Origin of the sequence: Allomuricauda sp. CAU 1633 (assembly GCF_017313225.1) — a bacterium.
Classification (GTDB): domain Bacteria; phylum Bacteroidota; class Bacteroidia; order Flavobacteriales; family Flavobacteriaceae; genus Flagellimonas.
Genome location: NZ_JAFLNE010000008.1, coordinates 43028 through 63024 on the forward strand (window position 1 = coordinate 43028; position 19997 = coordinate 63024).

Annotated in this window: 17 protein-coding genes; 10 read left to right on the plus strand and 7 right to left on the minus strand. The window is 42.1% G+C overall.

The annotated features are described in order from the left end of the window. Positions 1 to 238 precede the first annotated feature (238 nt). Together J0X14_RS16790 and J0X14_RS16795 are read left to right on the plus strand one after the other, a co-directional pair. Positions 239 to 1621 carry a glycoside hydrolase family 140 protein gene (locus J0X14_RS16790; protein WP_207098973.1) on the plus strand — a complete coding sequence of 461 codons (1383 nt, stop codon included), beginning with the start codon at positions 239 to 241 and terminating at the stop codon, positions 1619 to 1621. 299 nt (positions 1622 to 1920) lie between these two features. Further along, positions 1921 to 2835: a DUF5677 domain-containing protein gene (locus tag J0X14_RS16795; protein ID WP_207098974.1), complete on the plus strand. Its 915-nt coding sequence runs from the start codon at positions 1921 to 1923 to the stop codon at positions 2833 to 2835. A 93-nt stretch (positions 2836 to 2928) separates the two neighbouring features. Here the strand turns inward: J0X14_RS16795 and cmk are convergent, their stop codons facing one another. Both cmk and lon read right to left on the minus strand, forming a co-directional pair. Further along, complete coding sequence (gene cmk, locus J0X14_RS16800) at positions 2929 to 3621, minus strand: (d)CMP kinase (RefSeq protein WP_207098975.1); 693 nt, start codon at positions 3619 to 3621, stop codon at positions 2929 to 2931. Positions 3622 to 4131: 510 nt separating this feature from the next. After that, a complete protein-coding gene (lon, locus tag J0X14_RS16805; RefSeq protein ID WP_207098976.1) occupies positions 4132 to 6582 on the minus strand; it encodes an endopeptidase La in 2451 nt (816 codons plus the stop codon). A 217-nt stretch (positions 6583 to 6799) separates the two neighbouring features. On the opposite strand from lon, the gene J0X14_RS16810 reads away from it, so the two are divergent. The 4 genes from J0X14_RS16810 to J0X14_RS16825 are packed head-to-tail and all read left to right on the plus strand — an operon-like array spanning position 6800 to position 9750. Then, the gene (locus J0X14_RS16810) at positions 6800 to 7357 is read left to right on the plus strand and encodes an RNA polymerase sigma factor (protein ID WP_207098977.1); all 558 of its coding nucleotides are present in this window, start codon (positions 6800 to 6802) and stop codon (positions 7355 to 7357) included. A 2-nt stretch (positions 7358 to 7359) separates the two neighbouring features. Further along, positions 7360 to 7920, plus strand: coding sequence for a hypothetical protein (locus tag J0X14_RS16815; RefSeq protein WP_207098978.1), 561 nt, complete (start codon positions 7360 to 7362; stop codon positions 7918 to 7920). Next, the gene (locus J0X14_RS16820) at positions 7901 to 8992 is read left to right on the plus strand and encodes a hypothetical protein (RefSeq protein ID WP_207098979.1); all 1092 of its coding nucleotides are present in this window, start codon (positions 7901 to 7903) and stop codon (positions 8990 to 8992) included. The genes J0X14_RS16815 and J0X14_RS16820 overlap by 20 nt, the downstream gene beginning before the upstream one ends. 32 nt (positions 8993 to 9024) lie before the next feature. Next, on the plus strand, positions 9025 to 9750 hold the full coding sequence (locus tag J0X14_RS16825) for a head GIN domain-containing protein (protein WP_207098980.1): 726 nt from the start codon (positions 9025 to 9027) through the stop codon (positions 9748 to 9750). 93 nt (positions 9751 to 9843) lie between these two features. Here J0X14_RS16825 and J0X14_RS16830 read toward each other — a convergent pair whose 3' ends face one another. The 5 genes from J0X14_RS16830 to glgB all read right to left on the minus strand — a co-directional run bounded on the left by J0X14_RS16830 (position 9844) and on the right by glgB (position 17425). Continuing rightward, complete coding sequence (locus J0X14_RS16830) at positions 9844 to 10758, minus strand: polysaccharide deacetylase family protein (protein WP_207098981.1); 915 nt, start codon at positions 10756 to 10758, stop codon at positions 9844 to 9846. 4 nt (positions 10759 to 10762) lie between these two features. After that, entirely contained in the window at positions 10763 to 12085 is a 1323-nt protein-coding gene (locus J0X14_RS16835) for an MFS transporter (protein WP_207098982.1), read from the minus strand. Positions 12086 to 12181: 96 nt separating this feature from the next. Then, entirely contained in the window at positions 12182 to 12991 is an 810-nt protein-coding gene (locus tag J0X14_RS16840; RefSeq protein WP_207098983.1) for a M48 family metallopeptidase, read from the minus strand. A gap of 42 nt (positions 12992 to 13033) precedes the next feature. Next, on the minus strand, positions 13034 to 15433 hold the full coding sequence (locus J0X14_RS16845) for a glycoside hydrolase family 31 protein (RefSeq protein ID WP_207098984.1): 2400 nt from the start codon (positions 15431 to 15433) through the stop codon (positions 13034 to 13036). A gap of 96 nt (positions 15434 to 15529) precedes the next feature. Then, entirely contained in the window at positions 15530 to 17425 is a 1896-nt protein-coding gene (gene glgB / locus J0X14_RS16850; RefSeq protein ID WP_207098985.1) for a 1,4-alpha-glucan branching protein GlgB, read from the minus strand. 132 nt (positions 17426 to 17557) lie between these two features. Here glgB and J0X14_RS16855 point away from each other — a divergent pair, with 132 nt between their 5' ends. The 4 genes from J0X14_RS16855 (at position 17558) to J0X14_RS16870 (ending at position 19730) form a co-directional block, all read left to right on the plus strand. Next, complete coding sequence (locus tag J0X14_RS16855) at positions 17558 to 18163, plus strand: collagen-like protein (RefSeq protein WP_242528073.1); 606 nt, start codon at positions 17558 to 17560, stop codon at positions 18161 to 18163. Positions 18164 to 18277: 114 nt separating this feature from the next. Continuing rightward, positions 18278 to 18769 (plus strand): peptide-methionine (R)-S-oxide reductase MsrB, encoded by a 492-nt coding sequence (msrB, locus tag J0X14_RS16860; protein WP_207098986.1) that lies wholly within the window; start codon positions 18278 to 18280, stop codon positions 18767 to 18769. 8 nt (positions 18770 to 18777) lie between these two features. Next, a complete protein-coding gene (msrB, locus tag J0X14_RS16865; RefSeq protein ID WP_207098987.1) occupies positions 18778 to 19191 on the plus strand; it encodes a peptide-methionine (R)-S-oxide reductase MsrB in 414 nt (137 codons plus the stop codon). Then, complete coding sequence (locus J0X14_RS16870; protein WP_207098988.1) at positions 19188 to 19730, plus strand: DUF1572 family protein; 543 nt, start codon at positions 19188 to 19190, stop codon at positions 19728 to 19730. Before msrB (J0X14_RS16865) ends, J0X14_RS16870 begins: the two co-directional genes overlap by 4 nt. Positions 19731 to 19997: the final 267 nt, after the last annotated feature.

The following is a 19997-nucleotide window of genomic DNA, read 5'->3' on the forward strand; positions in this document are numbered from 1 at the left end:
TCTTTTTGTTTTAGGAGGTTTTGTCAAAAATCACCAACTTCAGATATAGGTCGATATAATTCATTTTGTATTGGGTGTAAGCGAAGTTTTAAATCGAATCTTGCCGTGGATGATAGTAGCCCCGCAACCTTTTCAATAACCATACTTTCATATTGTGGTGGTATCAAAACCCATCATCATCCAAAACGCATTTTTAAAACTATATTTGGGTCAACCGCCATTGTAGAAAGACCACCATATGAAAGCATTTGTTCTTATTAATTTACTGCTCGTCCTTTGTCTGTCCTGCGAGCCCAAAGACACTGAACCTTCTTTGTTGTCCATATCCGAAAATGGGCGGTTTTTAATGACCCAGGATGGTGACCCTTTCTTTTGGTTGGGCGATACGGGTTGGTTGCTTTTTTCCAAATTGGACCGCAAAGAAGCCGAAACATACCTCACCCAGCGTTCCGAACTCGGTTTTAATGTCATTCAGGTGATGGTGCTCCACCAACTGAAATTTACCAATGTTTATGGTGATTCCGCTTTGGTGAAGGGTGATATCTCCCAACCCAAAATAACTCCTGGCGACTCATTTGATGATAACGAAGCATATGACTATTGGGACCATGTGGATTTTATTGTGGATCTCGCCAAAAAAAAGGGACTGTACATGGCCATGGTACCGGTCTGGGGCACCAATGTAAGGAGCGGACATGTGACCCAACCCCAAGCTGAGAAATATGCAACTTGGCTCGCGGAACGCTATGCCCACCAATCGAACATTATTTGGTTGAACGGGGGTGATACCAAAGGGAGTGATAGCACCAAAATATGGAATAGTATAGGCACAAACCTTAAAAAACATGCCCCTGACCATTTGGCAACCTTCCACCCATTTGGCAGGACCAAATCATCCAATTGGTTTCACAAATCGGATTGGCTTGATTTTAATATGTTCCAGTCGGGGCATAGACGATACGACCAAGATGATACTGAAAACGCCTATGGGCAGGACAATTGGAAATACGTTCGGGATGACTACCAAAGTGTTCCCATAAAACCCACGATTGATGGTGAGCCGTCTTACGAAAGTATCCCGCAGGGATTGCACGACCCGTCTCAACCGTATTGGAATGCCGATGACGTAAGAAGATATGCCTATTGGTCGGTTTTTGCAGGAGCTTTTGGGCATACCTACGGTCATAATGCTATTATGCAAATGCACAAACCCGGCGACAAGGACCCCGCTTATGGTGTCCGGGAGTACTGGACTGAAGCCCTGGGGGCCTCTGGTGCACTTCAAATGCAACATCTAAAAAAATTGATGCTTTCCGAAAGTTATTTTGATAGGATTCCCGACCAATCCCTGATTGCCTCAGGGCAAGGGGAAGGATATAACTACCAAGTTGCCACCCGAGGTACGGATTACGCCTTTGTGTATACCTACAACGGTCAAAAAATAAATGTGGCCTTGGGAAAAATAGAAGGTTCAGAGGTAAAAGCTTTTTGGTTTAATCCCCGTAACGGTGAAAAGACACCTATTGGGTTGCTCCAAAATGAGGGTACAAGAACGTTTATCCCTTCTGGAAAAGTTCAGGACGGCAATGATTGGGTTTTGGTGTTGAAGAGTGTGGAATGAATGGGATAGCGCGATATTTTTTAAGAACCCAGATTTAATCCATCCCCAATCAGGGGTTGGTGATTCCGAATCTGTAAAACAAGTGTCAGTTCGAGCTGTCACCCTGAGCGGAGTCGAAGGGGCTGTCGAGAACTTAAATACTAAAGGCGTCCAAGGACGTCTTTTTTTGATAACAAAAGCTTTAGAGGAAAAATGTTAACTTCACATATCGGTGTATATAATTCACCTGTACTGAGCACAGCCGAAGTATTAAAACGATCCATATTCTTAGAGTTGGTAGCAAGCCTAAAAAGCCGAAGATGAAAATTCAGGAAGTAAAGGAAATTTTATCGCGAAATTCTCAAACGGTAGAATTACAAAATTTATCTATTTTCATAGATAATACTGTAAATTTTGGCACACATTTGCTAAAGTGGGAAATCGAAAAGAATCTTGCTATCAAAGAAAATGCGGTTTGTCAGACTTTCTTCAAAAATATTCTAGAAAATGCTGATGGGATTTCAATTCTAATGAAGCATTCGTCAATCGAAAATACAAAATTGTTATTTCGAGTTCTTGTCGAAAACATTTTGAATTTAGAATATTTATTGGAGAGAGATTACAAAAAACGAGCAACATCCTATATTGTTTGTACCATTCATAAAGAAATTAATTTCTTTAAAAAAATGAATCCTAAAACCGATGTTGGGAAAGAGTTTAGAGCTAAACTCCACAGAAATAAAGTTTTTGAAAATATTTCTCTTCCTTTTTCTGAGAGGACAATGCAAGGTTTAGAGAGAAATTTGAAAATTCCCGAATTTGAAAACGCAGAAAAAGAATATCAAAAAGTTTCAAGTATCCGTAAAAACCCAAACTGGTTTTCACTATATGACGGTCCGAAAGATGTTGAACAACTTGCCAGACACTTAAATCAATATTATCTCTATGAAAGTTTTTACAGAGGATATTCTGAAAATGTCCATGGTACAAATATTTTAAAAAATAATCTTATCGAAACTAGAAATGGGGTTCGTTTTGGAGTTATGCGAGAAAATCAATTTGCAAGAAGCATAAGTTTAGAAGTCTTATGTTGCCTAACTTTTACCTACCATAATTTTGTTCAAAAGAGAATTCCTGAAAAAAATGAGATTTTTGAGAAATGGCACATTGATTTTAATAAAACATATGATAGCGAAAACACAAAATCATACGTCAACACTTACTACAAGCAATAGCTGGCCTTTCGTGGTTGAGACTACTCGGTTCCCACTCCCGACTACTTTGTCTAGTAAGGGAATGATATGTGAGAGATAAAAAACAACCCTGTTTCACCCCTCCTTCGCAATCACCCGTTTGGCAAATTCATGAATGCGCTCAAACTGTTCTTCCAGTCCCATATCACTGTTGTCAAACTCAATGGCGTCTTTGGCTTTTTTTAGCGGTGAAATGCTTCGGGTGGAGTCGATACGGTCGCGTTCCTGTACATTTTTCAAGACTTCGGCAAAAGTGACCTTCTCCCCTTTGTCCAACAATTCCTTATAGCGCCGGGTAGCGCGAATTTCTGGGGAAGCGGTCATAAACAGTTTTAGTTCGGCTTCCGGGAAAACCACGGTACCAATATCCCTGCCGTCCATCACAATGCCTTTGTCCTTGCCCATTTGTTGTTGCATTTCCACCAGTTTGGTGCGCACCTCGCCAATGGCAGCGACCTTGCTCACTTGTCGGGAAACTTTCATGGTGCGGATTTCCTCTTCCACATTTTCACCATTCAGGTACATTTCGGAACGACCCGTTTCTTTGTTCGGCACAAACTTGAGCTTGATTTTTGGCAACTGCTTTACCAACCCCGGAATATCATCCTGAGTCCCAATGAATCCATTATTTAAAGCATAAAGCGTCACGGCACGGTACATAGCACCCGTATCCACATAAATATAGCCCAAAGCAGTCGCCAAACGCTTGGCAATGGTGCTTTTTCCAGTCGAAGAATAGCCGTCAACGGCAATTGTAATTTTTCCCATTGGCTAAAAATAGGAATAACACCCCTAACTTCCCACTTCGACTTCGCTCAGTGCAAGCTCTAAAGGGGACAATTCATAGTGGAATTTTATCAAAAATTTATAGGGTCTTGGCATTTTTAAGAAATCTCAACTCCTATTGCTCAAATTCTAAAAGTTGATATTTTAAAGTATCACCAGATTTAATAACATAGAAAAAATCCTCATCCTTGTTCTTACTGATCACATAAGGAACCAATCCTTCACATCTTTCAAATATCTCGGGAACCCAACCAATAGACAGATTTTTCACCTCATCATTAATCAATGGGCATATGGACCTAAATAAGTATTGCTCATTAATTACAGATACGCCACGATCATTCCTGTGCGACCTGACTCTAATTGTAGTCTCATGATCTTTACCGACTTCAACACCTGAATATGAATTACAACTCAACAGAGATAATACAAAGTAAAAAAGTAGAACTCTTATAAAAGCTCGCATATTATCAATTTGGACTTTAGACAATATCAGAGTTGCTTGGCATTTTTCACCTTTCTGTCCGTAATGGCGATGTCAATCACCTCGCTCATATCGGTCACGTAGTGAAACGTCAACCCTTTTAAATATTCTTCTTTGATTTCCTCGATGTCCTTACGATTATCCGCACACAGAATGATTTCCTTGATTCGGGCACGTTTTGCAGCCAAAATCTTCTCTTTGATTCCTCCTACCGGCAATACTTTGCCCCGAAGCGTAATCTCCCCGGTCATGGCCAAGCTTTTCTTCACCTTACGCTGTGTAAAAAGGGACACCAAAGACGTTAACATGGTGATTCCCGCACTGGGGCCATCTTTGGGCGTAGCACCTTCAGGTACGTGAATGTGCACATTATATTTATCAAACACTTCAGGATTAATACCAAAGGTATCGGCATTGGATTTGATGTATTCCATGGCAATGGTGGCCGACTCCTTCATCACTTTTCCAAGGTTCCCCGTAATATTAAGGGCACCCTTTCCTTTGGAAAGAATGGATTCAATAAAAAGGATATCACCTCCCACGCTGGTCCAAGCCAATCCGGTGACCACTCCAGCCACTTCGTTGTGCTCGTACTTGTCGCGCTCCAATCGTGCTGGCCCCAGGATTTTTTCAACATCCTCATTGGTGACTTTGCTATTGTACTCCTCCTCCATGGCAATGGACTTGGCTGCAAAACGAACCACCTTGGCAATTTGTTTCTCCAATCCACGTACTCCTGATTCACGGGTGTACCCTTCCACAATTTTTTCCAATTGACGTTTTCCAATCTTCAAATCCTTATCCGATAGACCGTGTTCCTTCAATTGCTTTGGAAGCAGGTGTCTTTTGGCAATCTCCACTTTTTCCTCGATAGTATATCCAGTGACATTGATGATTTCCATTCGGTCACGTAATGCAGGTTGAATGGTGGATAGGTTGTTGGCCGTGGCAATGAACATCACTTTGGATAGATCATAGCCCATTTCCAAGAAATTATCATGGAACTCGCTGTTCTGTTCGGGGTCCAATACCTCCAACATCGCCGAAGATGGGTCACCTTGATGACTGTTGGACAATTTATCAATCTCATCCAAGATGAAAACAGGATTGGACGTCCCTGCCTTTTTTAAGCTCTGTATGATTCGCCCAGGCATGGCGCCGATATAGGTTTTTCGGTGACCGCGGATTTCGGCTTCGTCACGCAATCCTCCCAAGGACATGCGCACATATTCCCTACCCAAAGCCTCTGCCACTGATTTCCCCAAGGAGGTTTTACCCACCCCTGGAGGGCCATATAGACAAAGTATGGGCGATTTCATATCGTTTCTTAGCTTCAACACGGCCAAATATTCAATGATTCGGCGCTTTACATCTTCCAAGCCGTAATGATCTCTATCTAAAATCTGCTGCGCTCGTTTCAGGTCGAATTTGTCCTTTGAAAATTCTTCCCAAGGCAAGTCCAAAATCAGGTCCAAGTAGTTCCGTTGGATGGAATACTCCGCCACTTGGGGGTTCATGCGCTGCATTTTTCCAAGCTCCCTCTCAAAATGCTCCTTGACCTTTTTGCCCCATTTTTTCTTTTTGGCCCGATTCCGCATTTCTTCCACTTCCTCTTCATAAGACAAACCCCCAAGCTCCTCTTGGATAGTCTTCATCTGCTGGTGCAAGAAATATTCGCGTTGTTGCTGGTCCATATCACTGCGCACCTTGGACTGAATGTCATTTTTCAGTTCCAATCGTTGCAGTTCCATGTTCATGTAGCGCAAGGTGGTCAAGGCACGTTCCTGTAGGTTGGGAATTTCCAACAATTGTTGTTTTTCGGCAACACTTAGGTTAAGGTTGGAGGATACAAAATTGATCAAGAACGAATTACTCTGAATGTTCTTGATGGCAAAAGTGGCCTCACTGGGAATATTGGGGTTATCCTTAATGATTTTGAACGCCAATTCCTTAATCGAGTCAATAATGGCCTCGAACTCCTCGCCTTTTTCATCGGGTCGTACTTCTTTGGCTTCTTTAACCGTAGCGGTTAAGTACGGCTTTTCAGAAACGATACTGTCTATTTGAAAACGCTTTTTTCCTTGAATGATGACCGTGGTATTTCCATCGGGCATTTGAAGCACACGCAGAATCCGGGCAACGGTACCCAAAGTGTTGATGTCGTCTACCCCTGGATTTTCGGTCTCCTCATCTTTCTGGGAAACCACACCAATGGTCTTTGTGCCATTGTTGGCATCCTTAATCAAGTTGATGGATTTATCCCTTCCAGCGGTAATGGGTATTACCACCCCTGGAAAAAGTACGGTATTCCGCAAAGGTAATATTGGCAGAACCTGTGGCAGGCTCTCCTTGTTCATCTGCTCTTCATCTTCCGGCGTGAGCAGCGGTATCAGTTCCGCATCCTCATCCAGTCCCTGAAAATCTATATTGTCAAAACTTGATATTTTCATCTCTTTCATATCATCATATCGGCCATTTTGTCATAAACTACAAAAATTGGCCCGTTTTATTAAACCATGAAGCCCCTGCAACTTACTCATAATCAATATATGTAAGGAATAATAGGCTTATCTACACTCCTAAATAGGCAATTCCTGTGCCATTAAAATTGAAATTTTAAGAAAAAAGTGTAACAATTGATAAATTCACACCTCTATAAGACAAATCAATCATTTTTTGAGCCACCAAAATGAACATATTGATGCACTGCTGAAATCGTGCATGCAGGGAAAGCAAAGTGCACAGTTGGAGATTTACAATCGCTATTACAAAGCCATGTACAACACAGCTTTTCGAATTGTAAAGGACTCCGCCGAAGCAGAGGATGTAATGCAGGAATCGTTCTTGAGTGCTTTTACGAAACTGCACACATTTAAAGGAGAGGTTGCCTTTGGAGCATGGTTAAAGCGGATAGTGATCAACAACAGTATCCATCATTACAAAAAGCAGCAAAAATTAAGGGCTGTGGACTTGGATGAAGTAATGTACAAGGTCGAAGATAATGATGAAGTTGATTTGAATGCAGATGGTTTTGCTGAACTAAAGGCTCAAAAAGTGATGGAAACCATGAAAAGTTTAAAAGACAACTACAGAGTTTCTTTGACCTTACATTTAATTGAAGGGTACGATTACGAAGAAATAAGTGAAATAATGAATATTAGTTATGCCAATTGCAGAACTACAATTTCCAGGGCCAAGGAAAGCCTTAGAAAAAAATTGACCATAAATGTTTGACCATGAAGGAAGACAAATTAGATAAATTGTTTGAGAGGCTTCAGGGACAGTTTGACCTTGAAGAACCCCAAAGCGGACATCAAGATCGCTTTTTGGAGAAACTGAACCAAACCAATGGTACGGTTTCCCTCCACAGAAAAAGGACCAACTGGTGGAAACCACTCTCCATTGCAGCCTCCATTGCGGTTGTTGCCGTATTGGCCTTTCAGGTTTTTACTGGAAGACCCAGCTTAGAGGAACAGGTGGTGGAGATTTCACCGGAAGTTTCCCAAACGGAGTTCTACTTTGCCAATCTTATTGAAGAGCAGGTGAGACAACTCCAAAATGAAAAATCCCCTGAAACTGCAAAATTGGTGGACGACACCTTATTGCAATTGAAAAAATTGGAAAAAGATTATAAAAGTTTGGAACAAGACCTTGTCAATGGCGGTGATAGCAAAATTATATTGAACGCGATGATCTTCAACTTCCAAACCCGAATTGACCTTTTAAAAGATGTTTTGAGCCAAATAGAGAATATTAAAAATTTAAAATCGTACAATGATGAAAACATTACTATTTAAGAGTTTCCTTTTGGCCATGACGCTCTTTCCCCTAACGACGAGCGCACTTACCGATGGTATGAATGGCAAATACACCAAGGAAAAAACCATAAAAAGGGAGTTCAACGTAAACTCGGATGCGCTGTTCAAGGTGAGCAATAGCTATGGTAACCTCAACATCACCTCTTGGAATGAAAACAGAGTAGTGATCGAGGTGCTCATCAAGACCAACGGTAATGATGAAGAGCGTGTCTTGGAACGCTTAAACGAAATTGATGTCGACTTTGAAAACAGCTCCAGCATGGTATCCGCCAGAACCCTTTTTGGCGACCGCGGCAATAGCTGGGGATGGAACTGGGGCAAGCGCCGAAACGTTAATGTGCAGGTGAACTATACCATAAAACTACCGGTAAAAAATAGTGTAAATCTGAGCAACGATTATGGCAACATCTTTTTAGATAGGGTCGATGGTCATGCCAAAATAAAATGTGATTATGGTAAAATCGATGCCGGGGAACTACGCGGGCGCAACAATGAATTGAAGTTCGATTACACCTCAAGGTCTCATTTTGGCTACATCAACAGTGGTGAAATTGTGGCCGACTACTCCGGTTTTACCATTGAAAAAGCAGGGGATCTTCGTATCAAAGCAGATTATACCAACGCTGTAATTGAGGAAATGGGCAACTTGGACTATTCCAGTGATTATGGTTCGCTTGAGGCCCATAATGTTAAAAATGTAAACGGAAATGGGGATTACATCGGGGTGAAGCTCGGAAAGGTCCATGGTAACGTAAACATCTCCAGTGATTATGGGTCTCTACGAATTGATGAGTTGGCTCCAGATGCCGGAAATGTGGACATTAGAACCGATTATACCGGGATAAAAATTGGATACCACCCTGAGTATTACTTCGATTTTGAAATTGTGGCAGAATATGCGGGGGTAAGTGGAAAGGACGATTTTGAAATCAATATCAGTAAGGAAAAATCCAACGAAAAATACTATAAAGGTTATTACGGAAAAGAAAACTCTGGGAACAGAATCAATATCACCACTGATTACGGAGGCATTACATTTTATAAAAACTAAATCACATCAAAAAACAATTAAATAACAGAATCATGAGAAAACTTATCACATTGGCCTTGGCACTTTGCACTGTGGCCGTTACTAACGCCCAATGGGGCAGAAAAATTAAAGGGGATGGTAATGTGGTCACCATTGAACGCTCGGTTGGCGATTACGATGGTGTGGCATTGGCCGGTTGGTTCGATGTGGACTTGGTAGATGGACGTGAAGGTGAAATCACCCTTGAAGGGGAATCTAACTTATTGGAATATGTAGAAACTGAGGTTAAAGCGGGAACCTTGGTCATAAAGGTAGAAAAAGGGGTCAATCTTAGACCTTCCAACTGGGGCAAGGGAATTCGCATTACGGTTCCTGTAGAATCCATCAGGGAAGTTTCACTTTCCGGTTCTGGAGATATTGTAGGGAAGACCACAATAAAATCAAATCGCTTTAGTACTCGGATAGCAGGGTCTGGGGATATTAGCCTTATGGTTGAAGCCCAAAATGTTGAGGCATCTTTATCTGGATCGGGAGATATTAACCTTTCCGGAAAGACAATGGATTTTGATGTTCAGGTTTCAGGGTCTGGCGACATTAAGGCGTACGAATTGGAGGCTGAACATGTTACTGCAGCGGTCTCTGGATCTGCTGATATTAGAGTTACCGCAAATCAATCCATCGATGCCCGCGTATCTGGATCGGGAGACATCCATTATCGCGGAAATCCAAAGAAAATCAATAGTAAATCCTCAGGTTCTGGAGACATTTCCAAGGGATAAAAGGAGTTTATCACTTGCCCTGAGCGCAGTCGAAGGGCCAATCAAAAAACGAAAGAGCCCCGGTCATCATCGGGGTTTTTTGTTTGTATCAAGTTAGTGCTTGACCAACTGTCCTATTTCCTTCCAAGTCACTACGTGAATATTCTCCTCTTTTAAAATTTTAGCGCATTCCTCACTGGTAAAGAAATCAAAATCCTGTTGTCGCCATTGAGCACCCCAATACGGATGTTCAAAAGACATGCCCTGACTTTCCAAATTATCATACCCACAATGAATGATCATTACATGGACGCCAGGTGTCATTTTCCGCAAGGCATTTGCATAATATGCGGCCATATCGGTATCGTAATCCGTGGTACCGGCACCTAAAATTTGATTAATTACCACAGGAGGTGGTGAACCTTCCCCTCCCAGTTGGGCAATTTGATGGTTCACCATAGCAGGAATTCCATATTCTTCAGCCAATTTTAAATACAATTGATAGTACCGCGAGTCTTGTGCAAACAAGCATCCCATGTGACTGTCCAAATGGGTTGGATTAATGCCCATGGCTATAGCTTTGTCAATCTGGGCCCTCAGTTCTATTTCAACCTCCTCAATCTTTGCATTTTCCCAAAGTTGATTGCAATCAGGGTACAGGTAGCCATTTTCATCTACCAGACTGGATACTTTTGAACGTGGGGCCACGGGTCCCCATCGCAACAATTTCCATTCGCTGGTGAGTGTAAGATGAATTCCCATATCATGTTCTGGATTTTTCTTGGCATATTCTGCCACTCCAGCCAACCAAGGGGTTGGCACCATGATGCTGGCACTTTTAACCGATCCAACTTCAAATGCTTTAAAGGTAGCCTCGTTTACCGTGTGCAACACGCCCAAGTCATCAGCATGTATGATGAGTAATTTGGCATTGGATGGGTATCCTAACTGTTTCGCAAGTGTTTTTTGGGCACTGAGCCCCGTCCCTATCCATAGGAATGAGAGGATTAAAATGCATAGCTGTTTCATTTGTTTAGTTTTTAGTATTGACTCTGGCCAGCATAAATATTCCCACCAAAAAGAAAAGCCCCAAAAAGATGATGCTGTTCCGCATGCTTCCAGTAAACTGGGACACCGCCCCATATAGAAAAGTACCGATAATAATCCCTATTTTTTCGGCTACATCATAAAAGCTGAAGAATGAGGTGGTATCGGTGGTCTCCGGCAAAAATTTGGAATATGTAGATCGTGACAGGGCTTGAATTCCCCCCATAACAAGGCCCACAAAACTTGCTGCGATATAAAAATCCATCGGTGTCTCCAAAAAATAGGCGTAGACACATAGCACCACCCAAATACAGTTAATGACCATCAATGTATTGATGTTTCCAAATCTGCTAGACGCTTTTGCGGTCAACGTTGCTCCTAAAATGGCCACAATCTGAATCACCAAAATGCTTACAATTAATCCCGTAGTTCGTTCACTGTCTGATCCCCATGCTATTTCTTCTTCGCCAAAATAAGTGGCTATCAGCATTACGGTCTGTACCGCCATGCTGTAGACAAAAAAGGCACCCAGATAGCGTTTCAATCGGGTTTGATCTCCCAGTTGTCTCCAAACACTTTGAAGTTCATGAAACCCGTTCATGATAATGTTTTTTCGCTCTCCTTCGCGTTTGTAGCCTTTGGGCAGGTGTTTGAATGTATATTGACTGAATAGCGCCCACCAAATCCCTACAGAAATGAAAGAGTATTTCATAGCCTTGATTTCAGCGGCCTCTCCTCCACTATCTGTAATCCCAAAAACATCGGGCTGCATCACCATGGCCAAATTGAAAACCAACAATATTACGCTACCCACATAGCCAAAAGAAAAACCTTTTGCACTGACTCGGTCTTGCTGTTCAGGATAGGCTATATCGGGTAAATACGAATTATTGATGGCAAAACTGACCCAGAATCCAACCAAACCAAAGAAATAACAGATCAGTCCAAAATAAATGTTCTCCAAGGAAAACCAGTACAGACCTATGCAAGAAAGTGCCCCCAAATAGCAGAAAAACTTGAGAAAGACCCTTTTGTTTCCCAAATAGTCTGCAATACCGGACACCAAAGGAGTTACAATGGCAATAAAAACAAAGGCCAGGGATGTAACATAGCTGATAAGGGGCGCTCGGGCTATTTCCCCGCCAAATACCGTTACTTTTTCAATACCGGCCACACGGAAAAGGGCTCCGTAAAAAATAGGAAATACCGCTGAGGAAATAACAAGACTGTAGACCGAGTTGGCCCAATCGTAAAACGCCCAAGCATTCAATAGTTTTTTACTTCCTTTTAGTGCCAGTACTTGTGCCATGGTGGTTGGTTAAAATAAAAATGTCACTTTGAACTTTTAATGAAACTAAATTTCACGCTGGCTCAAAATGACATTTTTGGTTTGTTATATCCCAATTTATTTGAATGATGTTACTCCAAATTTACGGGCTTCTTGTTTTGCTGCCGGTGCCCAAGCCGTTAAATTACTGATACGGGTATCATTGGATGGGTGGGTGCTCATAAACTCAGGTGGTGCCTCCCCTCCAGATTGTGCTTTCATTCGCTGCCAAAGCCTTGCTGCCTCATCGGGGTTATATCCAGCAATGGCCATAATCTGCAATCCAATTCGGTCTGCTTCAGTCTCATGACTTCTACTGAAAGGCAACATTACCCCAACCGTTGATCCCAATCCATAGGCCGTGTTGAACGTATTTCTTGCTTCGGGGTCTTGGATGGCCACATTTCCGGCAACCGCTCCTATCTGTTGCAACATTCCCGCGCTCATACGCTGTGCACCATGATCGGCCAAGGCGTGAGCCACCTCATGCCCCATGACCACGGCTATTCCGGTTTCATTTTGGGTGATGGGCAATATGCCGGTGTAGAATACAATCTTACCGCCAGGCATACACCATGCATTCACAGTTTCATCATCCACTAAATTGTATTCCCATTTATAATCCTTTAAATAGCCAGGATACCCATTGGCATCGAGCCAACGCTCAGCAGCAGAGGCGATACGCTGCCCCACCCGTGTGATCATCTGGGCATCGGATGTTCCCGTGACCACCTTGTTATCTCCCAAAAACTCATCGTATTGGGCAAATGCCATAGGAAAAATTTGGCTATTTGGGTAAAAATTGAGTGTGCTCTTCCCTGTAAACGGATTTGTTTTGCATGCGGCCACAACCAAGAATACTGCAACCGTCAAAATCAACCTTTTCATACGTAATTTTTAATAGTGTTTAGTAATAGGGAAATTACAAAATTATTTTCCAAAAATATGGAGCTCTGTAAAATCCTTACTTACTTCAATGGAATTGCTTCCATTCAATTTTATGTCTTCTGGATTGACCTCTTCATTGTCCAATTCCACCATTCCAATGCTAAATGGCAAACCATGGAAGTAGAGTCTGAATTTTTCGTACGGCGTAATAAAATTACCGTCCTTGAACTGCTGTATGATCAATTCGTTCTGTTTGCCCCGCAACCTAAAATTCCGTAGACTGAAACGTCCTTTTTTATAGTCGTAACCATCTTGTTGGTCTTCATACACGCTGGAATTTTCCAAGCCTTCCTTATAGTAGACATCAATTCGCAGTTCCTTGATCTCTTTTTCACCTACATATTGCTGAACTGGATATTTTGGTATCATGGCCCCTTCTTTCACATATAAGGGAATCTTGTGAATTTCGGCTGGAACCCATTTTTCCATTCCTCCGGTAATTACCTCATCGGTCCAGTAGCTATACCATTTGCCCTTTGGAAAAAACATTCGTCTCCCTTGGGCATTGGGTTCCTGTACTGGGCATACCAACATTTTTTCACCAAAAAGGAACTCATCGGTCCTAAAATGGGTCTGTGTATCTTCTTGATCGTAAAAAACCAACGACTGAAGCATGGGCATACCTTCTTTAATATACTTGTAGAACATGGTATACAAATAAGGCAGTAACTGATATCTCAACTCGATATATTTCCGAACAATGTTGGTAATTTCCTCACCAAAAGACCAAGGTTCCTGATCTCCATGATCTCCACTGGAATGCACCCTGCAAAATGGATGGAAAATGGCCAATTGGACCCATCTGGCAAACAATTCACCATTAGGTTGTTCTGCAAATCCACCAATATCGGAACCCACAAAGGAATATCCACTCATGCACATGCGCTGCATCTGCACATTAGCGATCCATAAATGCTCCCAGGTAGCCACATTATCTCCCGTCCATGTAGCACAGTAGCGTTGTGTCCCTGAATAAGCGGCCCGTGTAAGTACAAAAGGCCTCCTTGGAAAAGTGAACTTTTTTATACCCTCATATGTGGCACGCACCATCTGCATACCATATACATTGTGGGCCTTTCTATGGCTACAGGGATGACCGTCATAATCGTGGCGAACGTCCAGATTGGCCGTTTTGGTCGGAACTTCCATAACCGCTGGTTCATTCATATCGTTCCAAACCCCTCTTACCCCCATATCGGCAATCATCTCTTTGTAGAGTCCTGCCCACCATTCGCGCACTTCGGGATCGGTAAAATCTGGAAACTTACATTCCCCTGGCCAAACTTTTCCCTTAAAATGGGGTCCATCTGCCCTTTTACAGAAAAAGTCGTTGTCCATGGCTTGTTGATATACCCAATAATCGCGGTCTATTTTTATCCCAGGATCAATCATGGTAATGACCTTGAATCCGTCCTCTTCCATTTCTTCTACCATTTTCTTGGGATTGGGGAAATAACGATTGTTCCAGGTAAAGCATCTAAACCCTTCCATATAATCGATATCCAAATAAATAGCATCGCAGGGTATATTTAGTTTCCTGAAGGTAGATGCTATTTTTTTCACCTTTCGCTCAGGGTAATAGCTCCATTTGGACTGATGGAACCCCAACGCCCAAAGCGGGGGAAGTTCGGGTACGCCGGTCAAATCGGTGTAAGCTTCCACCACTTGGCTCATTTTTGGACCATAGAAGAAATAATAGTTCATCTCCCCACCATCGGCCCAAAAACTGGTTACATTTCTTTTTTCGTTGGCAAAATCAAAATAGGTGCTGAAGGAATTGTCAAAAAAGACACCATAGGCAATACTCTCCTTAAGACCCACATAAAAAGGAATGGATTTGTACAAAGGTTCTTGGTCTTTCCCATAGGCATAGGAGTCCGTTACCCAATTGTTCACCCGCTTGCCCTTTAAGTTGGTATGGGAAGCTTTATCCCCCATTCCGTAGAAACTCTCACCGGAATGACAGGTTTTACTCATTTTTACAATATTGCCTCCGTAGTCATAATTTTCCTCCCAGTGGAAGCCCAATTCATCTTCGAGGATCACCGTATCTTCCAAATCCACAATCTGGACCTTAAGATCCGCTTTGCTGATATAGATTTTTATCTTGGAAGTGGTAATGACGTACTCTGGGATTTCTTCCTTCACAGTGAGCTCATTGTACCCCAAACTCACATCCTCACTTATGGCATAGGAAAAGTCAGGTTCAAAAACGTATTCGGTAGCATATCTGAAACGAATGGCACTGTCTCGCAATATGGTGACCTGTAAAATAACTCCGTTCTGTGTGGTAAAATATAACTTGTCGTTTTCCTGTTTGAAATCGACTATATGATTGGGAATCTGGTTCCCTCTTCTTTCAATTTCGGTGTTCGTAATCATAGCTGGCTGTTCAGACTAGCAAAAGAAATACTTTAGTGCGACAAATTAAAAAGATGTTTTGAACAAGAACCTAACTACAACGATGTAGTAGCACCATTATTTATATACCACCACCGATAAGGGGGGTAATGTCATCACAACCGATTGCGTATGTCCGTTCCATTCGGTTTTTGAAGGCTTTAATGATTTCTTGCCCATACCGCTGCCCGAATATTTGGTGTCGTCACTGTTGAAAATCAATTTTAGTGGGGTGTTCTTGGGAACTCCAACCCTATATTTTTCGCGGGGTACCGGCGTAAAGTTGCATGCAACTATAAGGTCATCCTTGGGGTCATTTCCTTTTCTGATGTATGTAACCACCGTATTCTCTCTATCGTTGTACTCAATCCACTGGAAACCATCTGGACTGAACTGTTTTTCATACAATGCCGGATTGCTCTTATAAACCTTGTTAAGATCCTTGATAACTTCTTGAATTCCAGAGTGAAAATCGTATTGGGTGAGATGCCAATCCAGACTTTCTTGAAAATTCCACTCTGAGGATTGCCCAAACTCACCTCCCATAAACAGTAGATTACCGCCCGGGTGAGTGAACATATATCCGAATAGGAGTCTTAGGTTGGCAAAACGCTGCCATTCGTCTCCTGGCATACGGTACAGAAGGGATTGTTTTCCATAGACCACCTCATCATGCGAAAATGGCAATACAAAGTTTTCGGTAAACGCATAGGTCATGCTGAAGGTGATGTCATTCAAATCGTAGGAGCGATAGATAGGTTCCTTTTTAAAGAACTCCAAGGTATCATGCATCCAACCCATCATCCATTTCATTCCAAATCCCAATCCGCCATAATGAACTGGTTTGGTAACTCCAGAAAATGCCGTTGATTCCTCGGCAATGGTCTGCACCCCTTTAAAACTGGCATAGACTTCTTGATTCATTTCCCTGAGAAAGGACAAGGCTTCCAAATTTTCATTGTTACCGTACATATTGGGCTCCCACTCCCCATCTTCACGGGAATAGTCCAGATACAACATGGAAGCCACGGCATCCACCCGAAGCCCATCCACATGATAGTGGTCCAACCAAAAAATGGCATTACTGATCAAAAAGGCACGGACCTCATTTCTACCGTAATTAAAAATCAAACTCTTCCAATCGGGATGGTATCCCCTCCTTCGGTCTGGGTGCTCATAAAGGTGAGATCCGTCAAAATAGCCCAGACCATGGGCGTCTTCTGGAAAATGCGAGGGTACCCAATCCAAAATAACCCCTATTCCTTTTTGATGAAACTTGTCAACCAGCACTTTAAAATCCTCTGGTTTTCCAAAACGGGAGGTTGGAGCAAAATATCCGGTTATCTGATACCCCCAGGAAGGATCAAAAGGGTATTCCATCACCGGCATGAATTCCACGTGGGTAAAGCCCATTTGGTCCACATAGTCTACCAACTGGTCAGCCATTTCAATATAAGTGAGCGACTCCCAGCCATTTTTCTTTTTCCATGAGCCCAGATGCACCTCATATACTGAATACGGTTTGTCCAGACCATTTTTTTCCTCTCGGGTATCCATCCATTTCTTGTCTTTCCAGTCATAGGGAGCATCCCAAACCAAGGAAGCCGTGTTGGGTGGATGCTCACAAAATCGTGCAAAGGGGTCGGCCTTTTCGGTCCAAATATCATTGTTGTGGGAATGAATTTTGTATTTGTATTTGGTTCCTTTATCCACACCGGGGATAAAACCTTCCCAAATACCACTGGCGTCCCATCGTACATTGAGTTCATGCTCACCAGCATTCCAATAATTGAAATCGCCAATCACCGACACCGATTTGGCCGAAGGGGCCCAAACTGCAAAATAAGTACCCTTAACGCCATCAACTTCAGTGAGGTGCGACCCCAATTTATCATAGAGTCGAAAATGTTTTCCGGCCTTAAAAAGATTGATATCAAATTCTGAAAATAAACTGTGAACAATTACGTTGGACATAAACTATATTTAACAATTACAATATAACACATCTTTCCTCAAGAATACGATTTTAGCAGAATCCTTTCAAATAAAATCCAGTTCTTTTGAAAAAATGGAATGCTTTTTGATTTTTACCAAAAAACAGATAAAATGAAAACAAATCAAAAATCCAAAATCATGAATAAATTCAATAGTATTATTTCAGCGTTTATCGTATTGTTCACCGTTGCCTGTGAAGGCCCACAAGGCCCTCCAGGGTTTGATGGAAATGACGGCTTTGATGGCGTAGACGGTGCCGATGGCATCCAAGGACAGGTAGTGGAAGTGGAAGGCGTTAACTTTGGGTATGATGGTGTTGACAACCTTTTTAGTACCCTAATTAATTTTAGTGATGTTACCGACTTTGAAGTCTTTGAGGCTGATGCCGTTTTGGTATATCGTTGGGCCGGCACCGTAGGTTTACAGGATGGTAGCGATGCCGATTTATGGAGTCAAATCCCACAAAATTATTTTCTCCCCGAAGGAACTATTCAATATGTGTTTGAGCATACTTTTGTGGATGTGGAGCTGTTTATTGACGGTAACTTTGATATGTCTTCCTTGAGCACAGATTTTACCGATGATCAAATTTTCCGAATTGTGTTTGTGCCCAGTGTCTTTGCCGATGCCTCCAAAATGGATACCTCCAATATAGAAAATGTGATGGCCACCTTAGGCATTGAAGAAGATCAAGTGCAAAAATTGGATTTGAATTAATCCCATTTCATAAATATACTTTCAAAGTCCCATGGGTACCCTTTGGGACTTTTCTTTTTGGTATTTTTGAAAGGATAGGCTAAAAACCACGTCTATTGAATAAAAAAGACGAAAATGGGAAAAAAATTGCTTTTGATCGTGCTTTTGGCCCTTGTTGGGTGCAAAGGCACTTCACAAGAAGAGAAAAAGGAAATTAAAAAAGAAACAGCCTACAAAGTCACCAAGACTGATGCTGAATGGAGGGCAGAACTTACGGATATGGAATATTATGTCCTCCGGAAAGAAGCCACCGAAAATGCCTTCACCAGTGACCTTTTGGACAACAAAGAAAAAGGCACCTATGTTTGTGCCGGATGCGGAACTCCGGTTTTCCGAAGTGAGCATAAGTTTAAATCTGGAACAGGATGGCCAAGTTTTGATCGGGAAATTCAGGGCAATGTGGCTTATGATGTAGACTATAAGATTGGTGTAGCCCGCACCGAGGAACATTGCGCAACCTGTGGCGGACATTTGGGACATGTTTTTAACGATGGTCCTCGTGAAACAACAGGAAAACGCCATTGCATCAATGGTGTGGCACTGGATTTTATCCCGGACGGAAATTAATTTTTAACATGGCGACTGATAAATACGATATCCAAAAAACCGAAGAGGAGTGGCAAAAAGAACTCTCACCAGAGGAATATTATGTGCTTCGCCAAAAAGGCACCGAACGCCCCTTTACCGGACAATACAACCTTCATTTTGAAAATGGTGACTACCATTGCAAGGCTTGTAACGCCAAACTTTTTGAAAGTGAGCATAAATTCGAGAGTGGTTGTGGTTGGCCTTCTTTTGACCAAGCTGTGGAGGGTGCCATCGAATATATTCGAGATACATCGCATGGTATGATTAGAACCGAAACGGTCTGTGCCAACTGCGGAAGCCACTTGGGTCACGTTTTTAATGATGGTCCCAGAGAAACTACCGGGCAACGCTATTGCATCAACTCGGTGAGTATTGGCTTTGATCCTTCGGATAACGAATGAATTTTCAAGAAAACTATCTTTCCAGCGTCATTTTTGAGTTCCATCGGTATAAAACCATGGGTGACAAAACCTTTGTACAACTTACGGATGAGGATATCCTTTGGATCCATTCAGCAACGGATAATTCCATCGCCATCATTGTAAAACACATGGCTGGTAATATGCTGAGCCGGTGGACCAATTTTTTAATTGAAGATGGTGAAAAACCTTGGCGCGAACGGGAAATAGAATTTGAAGCCACTTATACCTCCAAAAATGAAATGTTAGAAGCTTGGGAGAAGGGCTGGAACTGTCTGTTTGATGCCCTTGAAGAAATGAAAACCTTGGATTTTGACACCAAAATCAAAATAAGAAAGGAAGAACATACTCTTGTGGAGGCCGTGAACCGGCAACTCGCCCATTATTCCAGTCATGTTGGGCAAATTGTCCTTCTTGGAAAAATGATAAAAGGCTCACAATGGAAATCACTTTCCATCCCAAAAGGAGGCTCCGATGCCTTCAACAAAAGGATGTTTGGTAAAAGCCATGGTCCATTTTAAGGCGTGAGCATATTCATAACGTCAATTCGAGTGATTTTGAGTGGTTACTAAGCTTGCCGAAGTAGAATAAAAAATTGTATCGAGAATACGTTATGAAATAAATTCTTGTTTTCGATACAAATTTTATTCGTTTCACTCCATAAAATTCACTCAAACTGACGAATTTTTTCAAAATGTACAATGGGCACGGGAACAATAAAATCTGATTTCACAAACAAAGTCATTTTTGATTTTCCCACACTTGGGATTTGGGGATTGAATTCCGTA

What these genes read in the sequence shown, in the direction of transcription:
- J0X14_RS16790 (WP_207098973.1), top strand. Translation starts at nt 239, where the DNA reads ATGAAAGCATTTGTTCTTATTAATTTACTGCTCGTCCTTTGTCTGTCC.
- J0X14_RS16825 (WP_207098980.1), top strand. Translation starts at nt 9,025, where the DNA reads ATGAGAAAACTTATCACATTGGCCTTGGCACTTTGCACTGTGGCCGTT.
- J0X14_RS16830 (WP_207098981.1), bottom strand. Translation starts at nt 10,758, where the DNA reads ATGAAACAGCTATGCATTTTAATCCTCTCATTCCTATGGATAGGGACG.
- J0X14_RS16815 (WP_207098978.1), top strand. Translation starts at nt 7,360, where the DNA reads ATGAAGGAAGACAAATTAGATAAATTGTTTGAGAGGCTTCAGGGACAG.
- J0X14_RS16835 (WP_207098982.1), bottom strand. Translation starts at nt 12,085, where the DNA reads ATGGCACAAGTACTGGCACTAAAAGGAAGTAAAAAACTATTGAATGCT.
- J0X14_RS16870 (WP_207098988.1), top strand. Translation starts at nt 19,188, where the DNA reads ATGAATTTTCAAGAAAACTATCTTTCCAGCGTCATTTTTGAGTTCCAT.
- msrB (WP_207098986.1), top strand. Translation starts at nt 18,278, where the DNA reads ATGGGAAAAAAATTGCTTTTGATCGTGCTTTTGGCCCTTGTTGGGTGC.
- J0X14_RS16855 (WP_242528073.1), top strand. Translation starts at nt 17,558, where the DNA reads ATGAAAACAAATCAAAAATCCAAAATCATGAATAAATTCAATAGTATT.
- msrB (WP_207098987.1), top strand. Translation starts at nt 18,778, where the DNA reads ATGGCGACTGATAAATACGATATCCAAAAAACCGAAGAGGAGTGGCAA.
- J0X14_RS16840 (WP_207098983.1), bottom strand. Translation starts at nt 12,991, where the DNA reads ATGAAAAGGTTGATTTTGACGGTTGCAGTATTCTTGGTTGTGGCCGCA.
- lon (WP_207098976.1), bottom strand. Translation starts at nt 6,582, where the DNA reads ATGAAAGAGATGAAAATATCAAGTTTTGACAATATAGATTTTCAGGGA.
- J0X14_RS16845 (WP_207098984.1), bottom strand. Translation starts at nt 15,433, where the DNA reads ATGATTACGAACACCGAAATTGAAAGAAGAGGGAACCAGATTCCCAAT.
- J0X14_RS16795 (WP_207098974.1), top strand. Translation starts at nt 1,921, where the DNA reads ATGAAAATTCAGGAAGTAAAGGAAATTTTATCGCGAAATTCTCAAACG.
- cmk (WP_207098975.1), bottom strand. Translation starts at nt 3,621, where the DNA reads ATGGGAAAAATTACAATTGCCGTTGACGGCTATTCTTCGACTGGAAAA.
- glgB (WP_207098985.1), bottom strand. Translation starts at nt 17,425, where the DNA reads ATGTCCAACGTAATTGTTCACAGTTTATTTTCAGAATTTGATATCAAT.
- J0X14_RS16820 (WP_207098979.1), top strand. Translation starts at nt 7,901, where the DNA reads ATGAAAACATTACTATTTAAGAGTTTCCTTTTGGCCATGACGCTCTTT.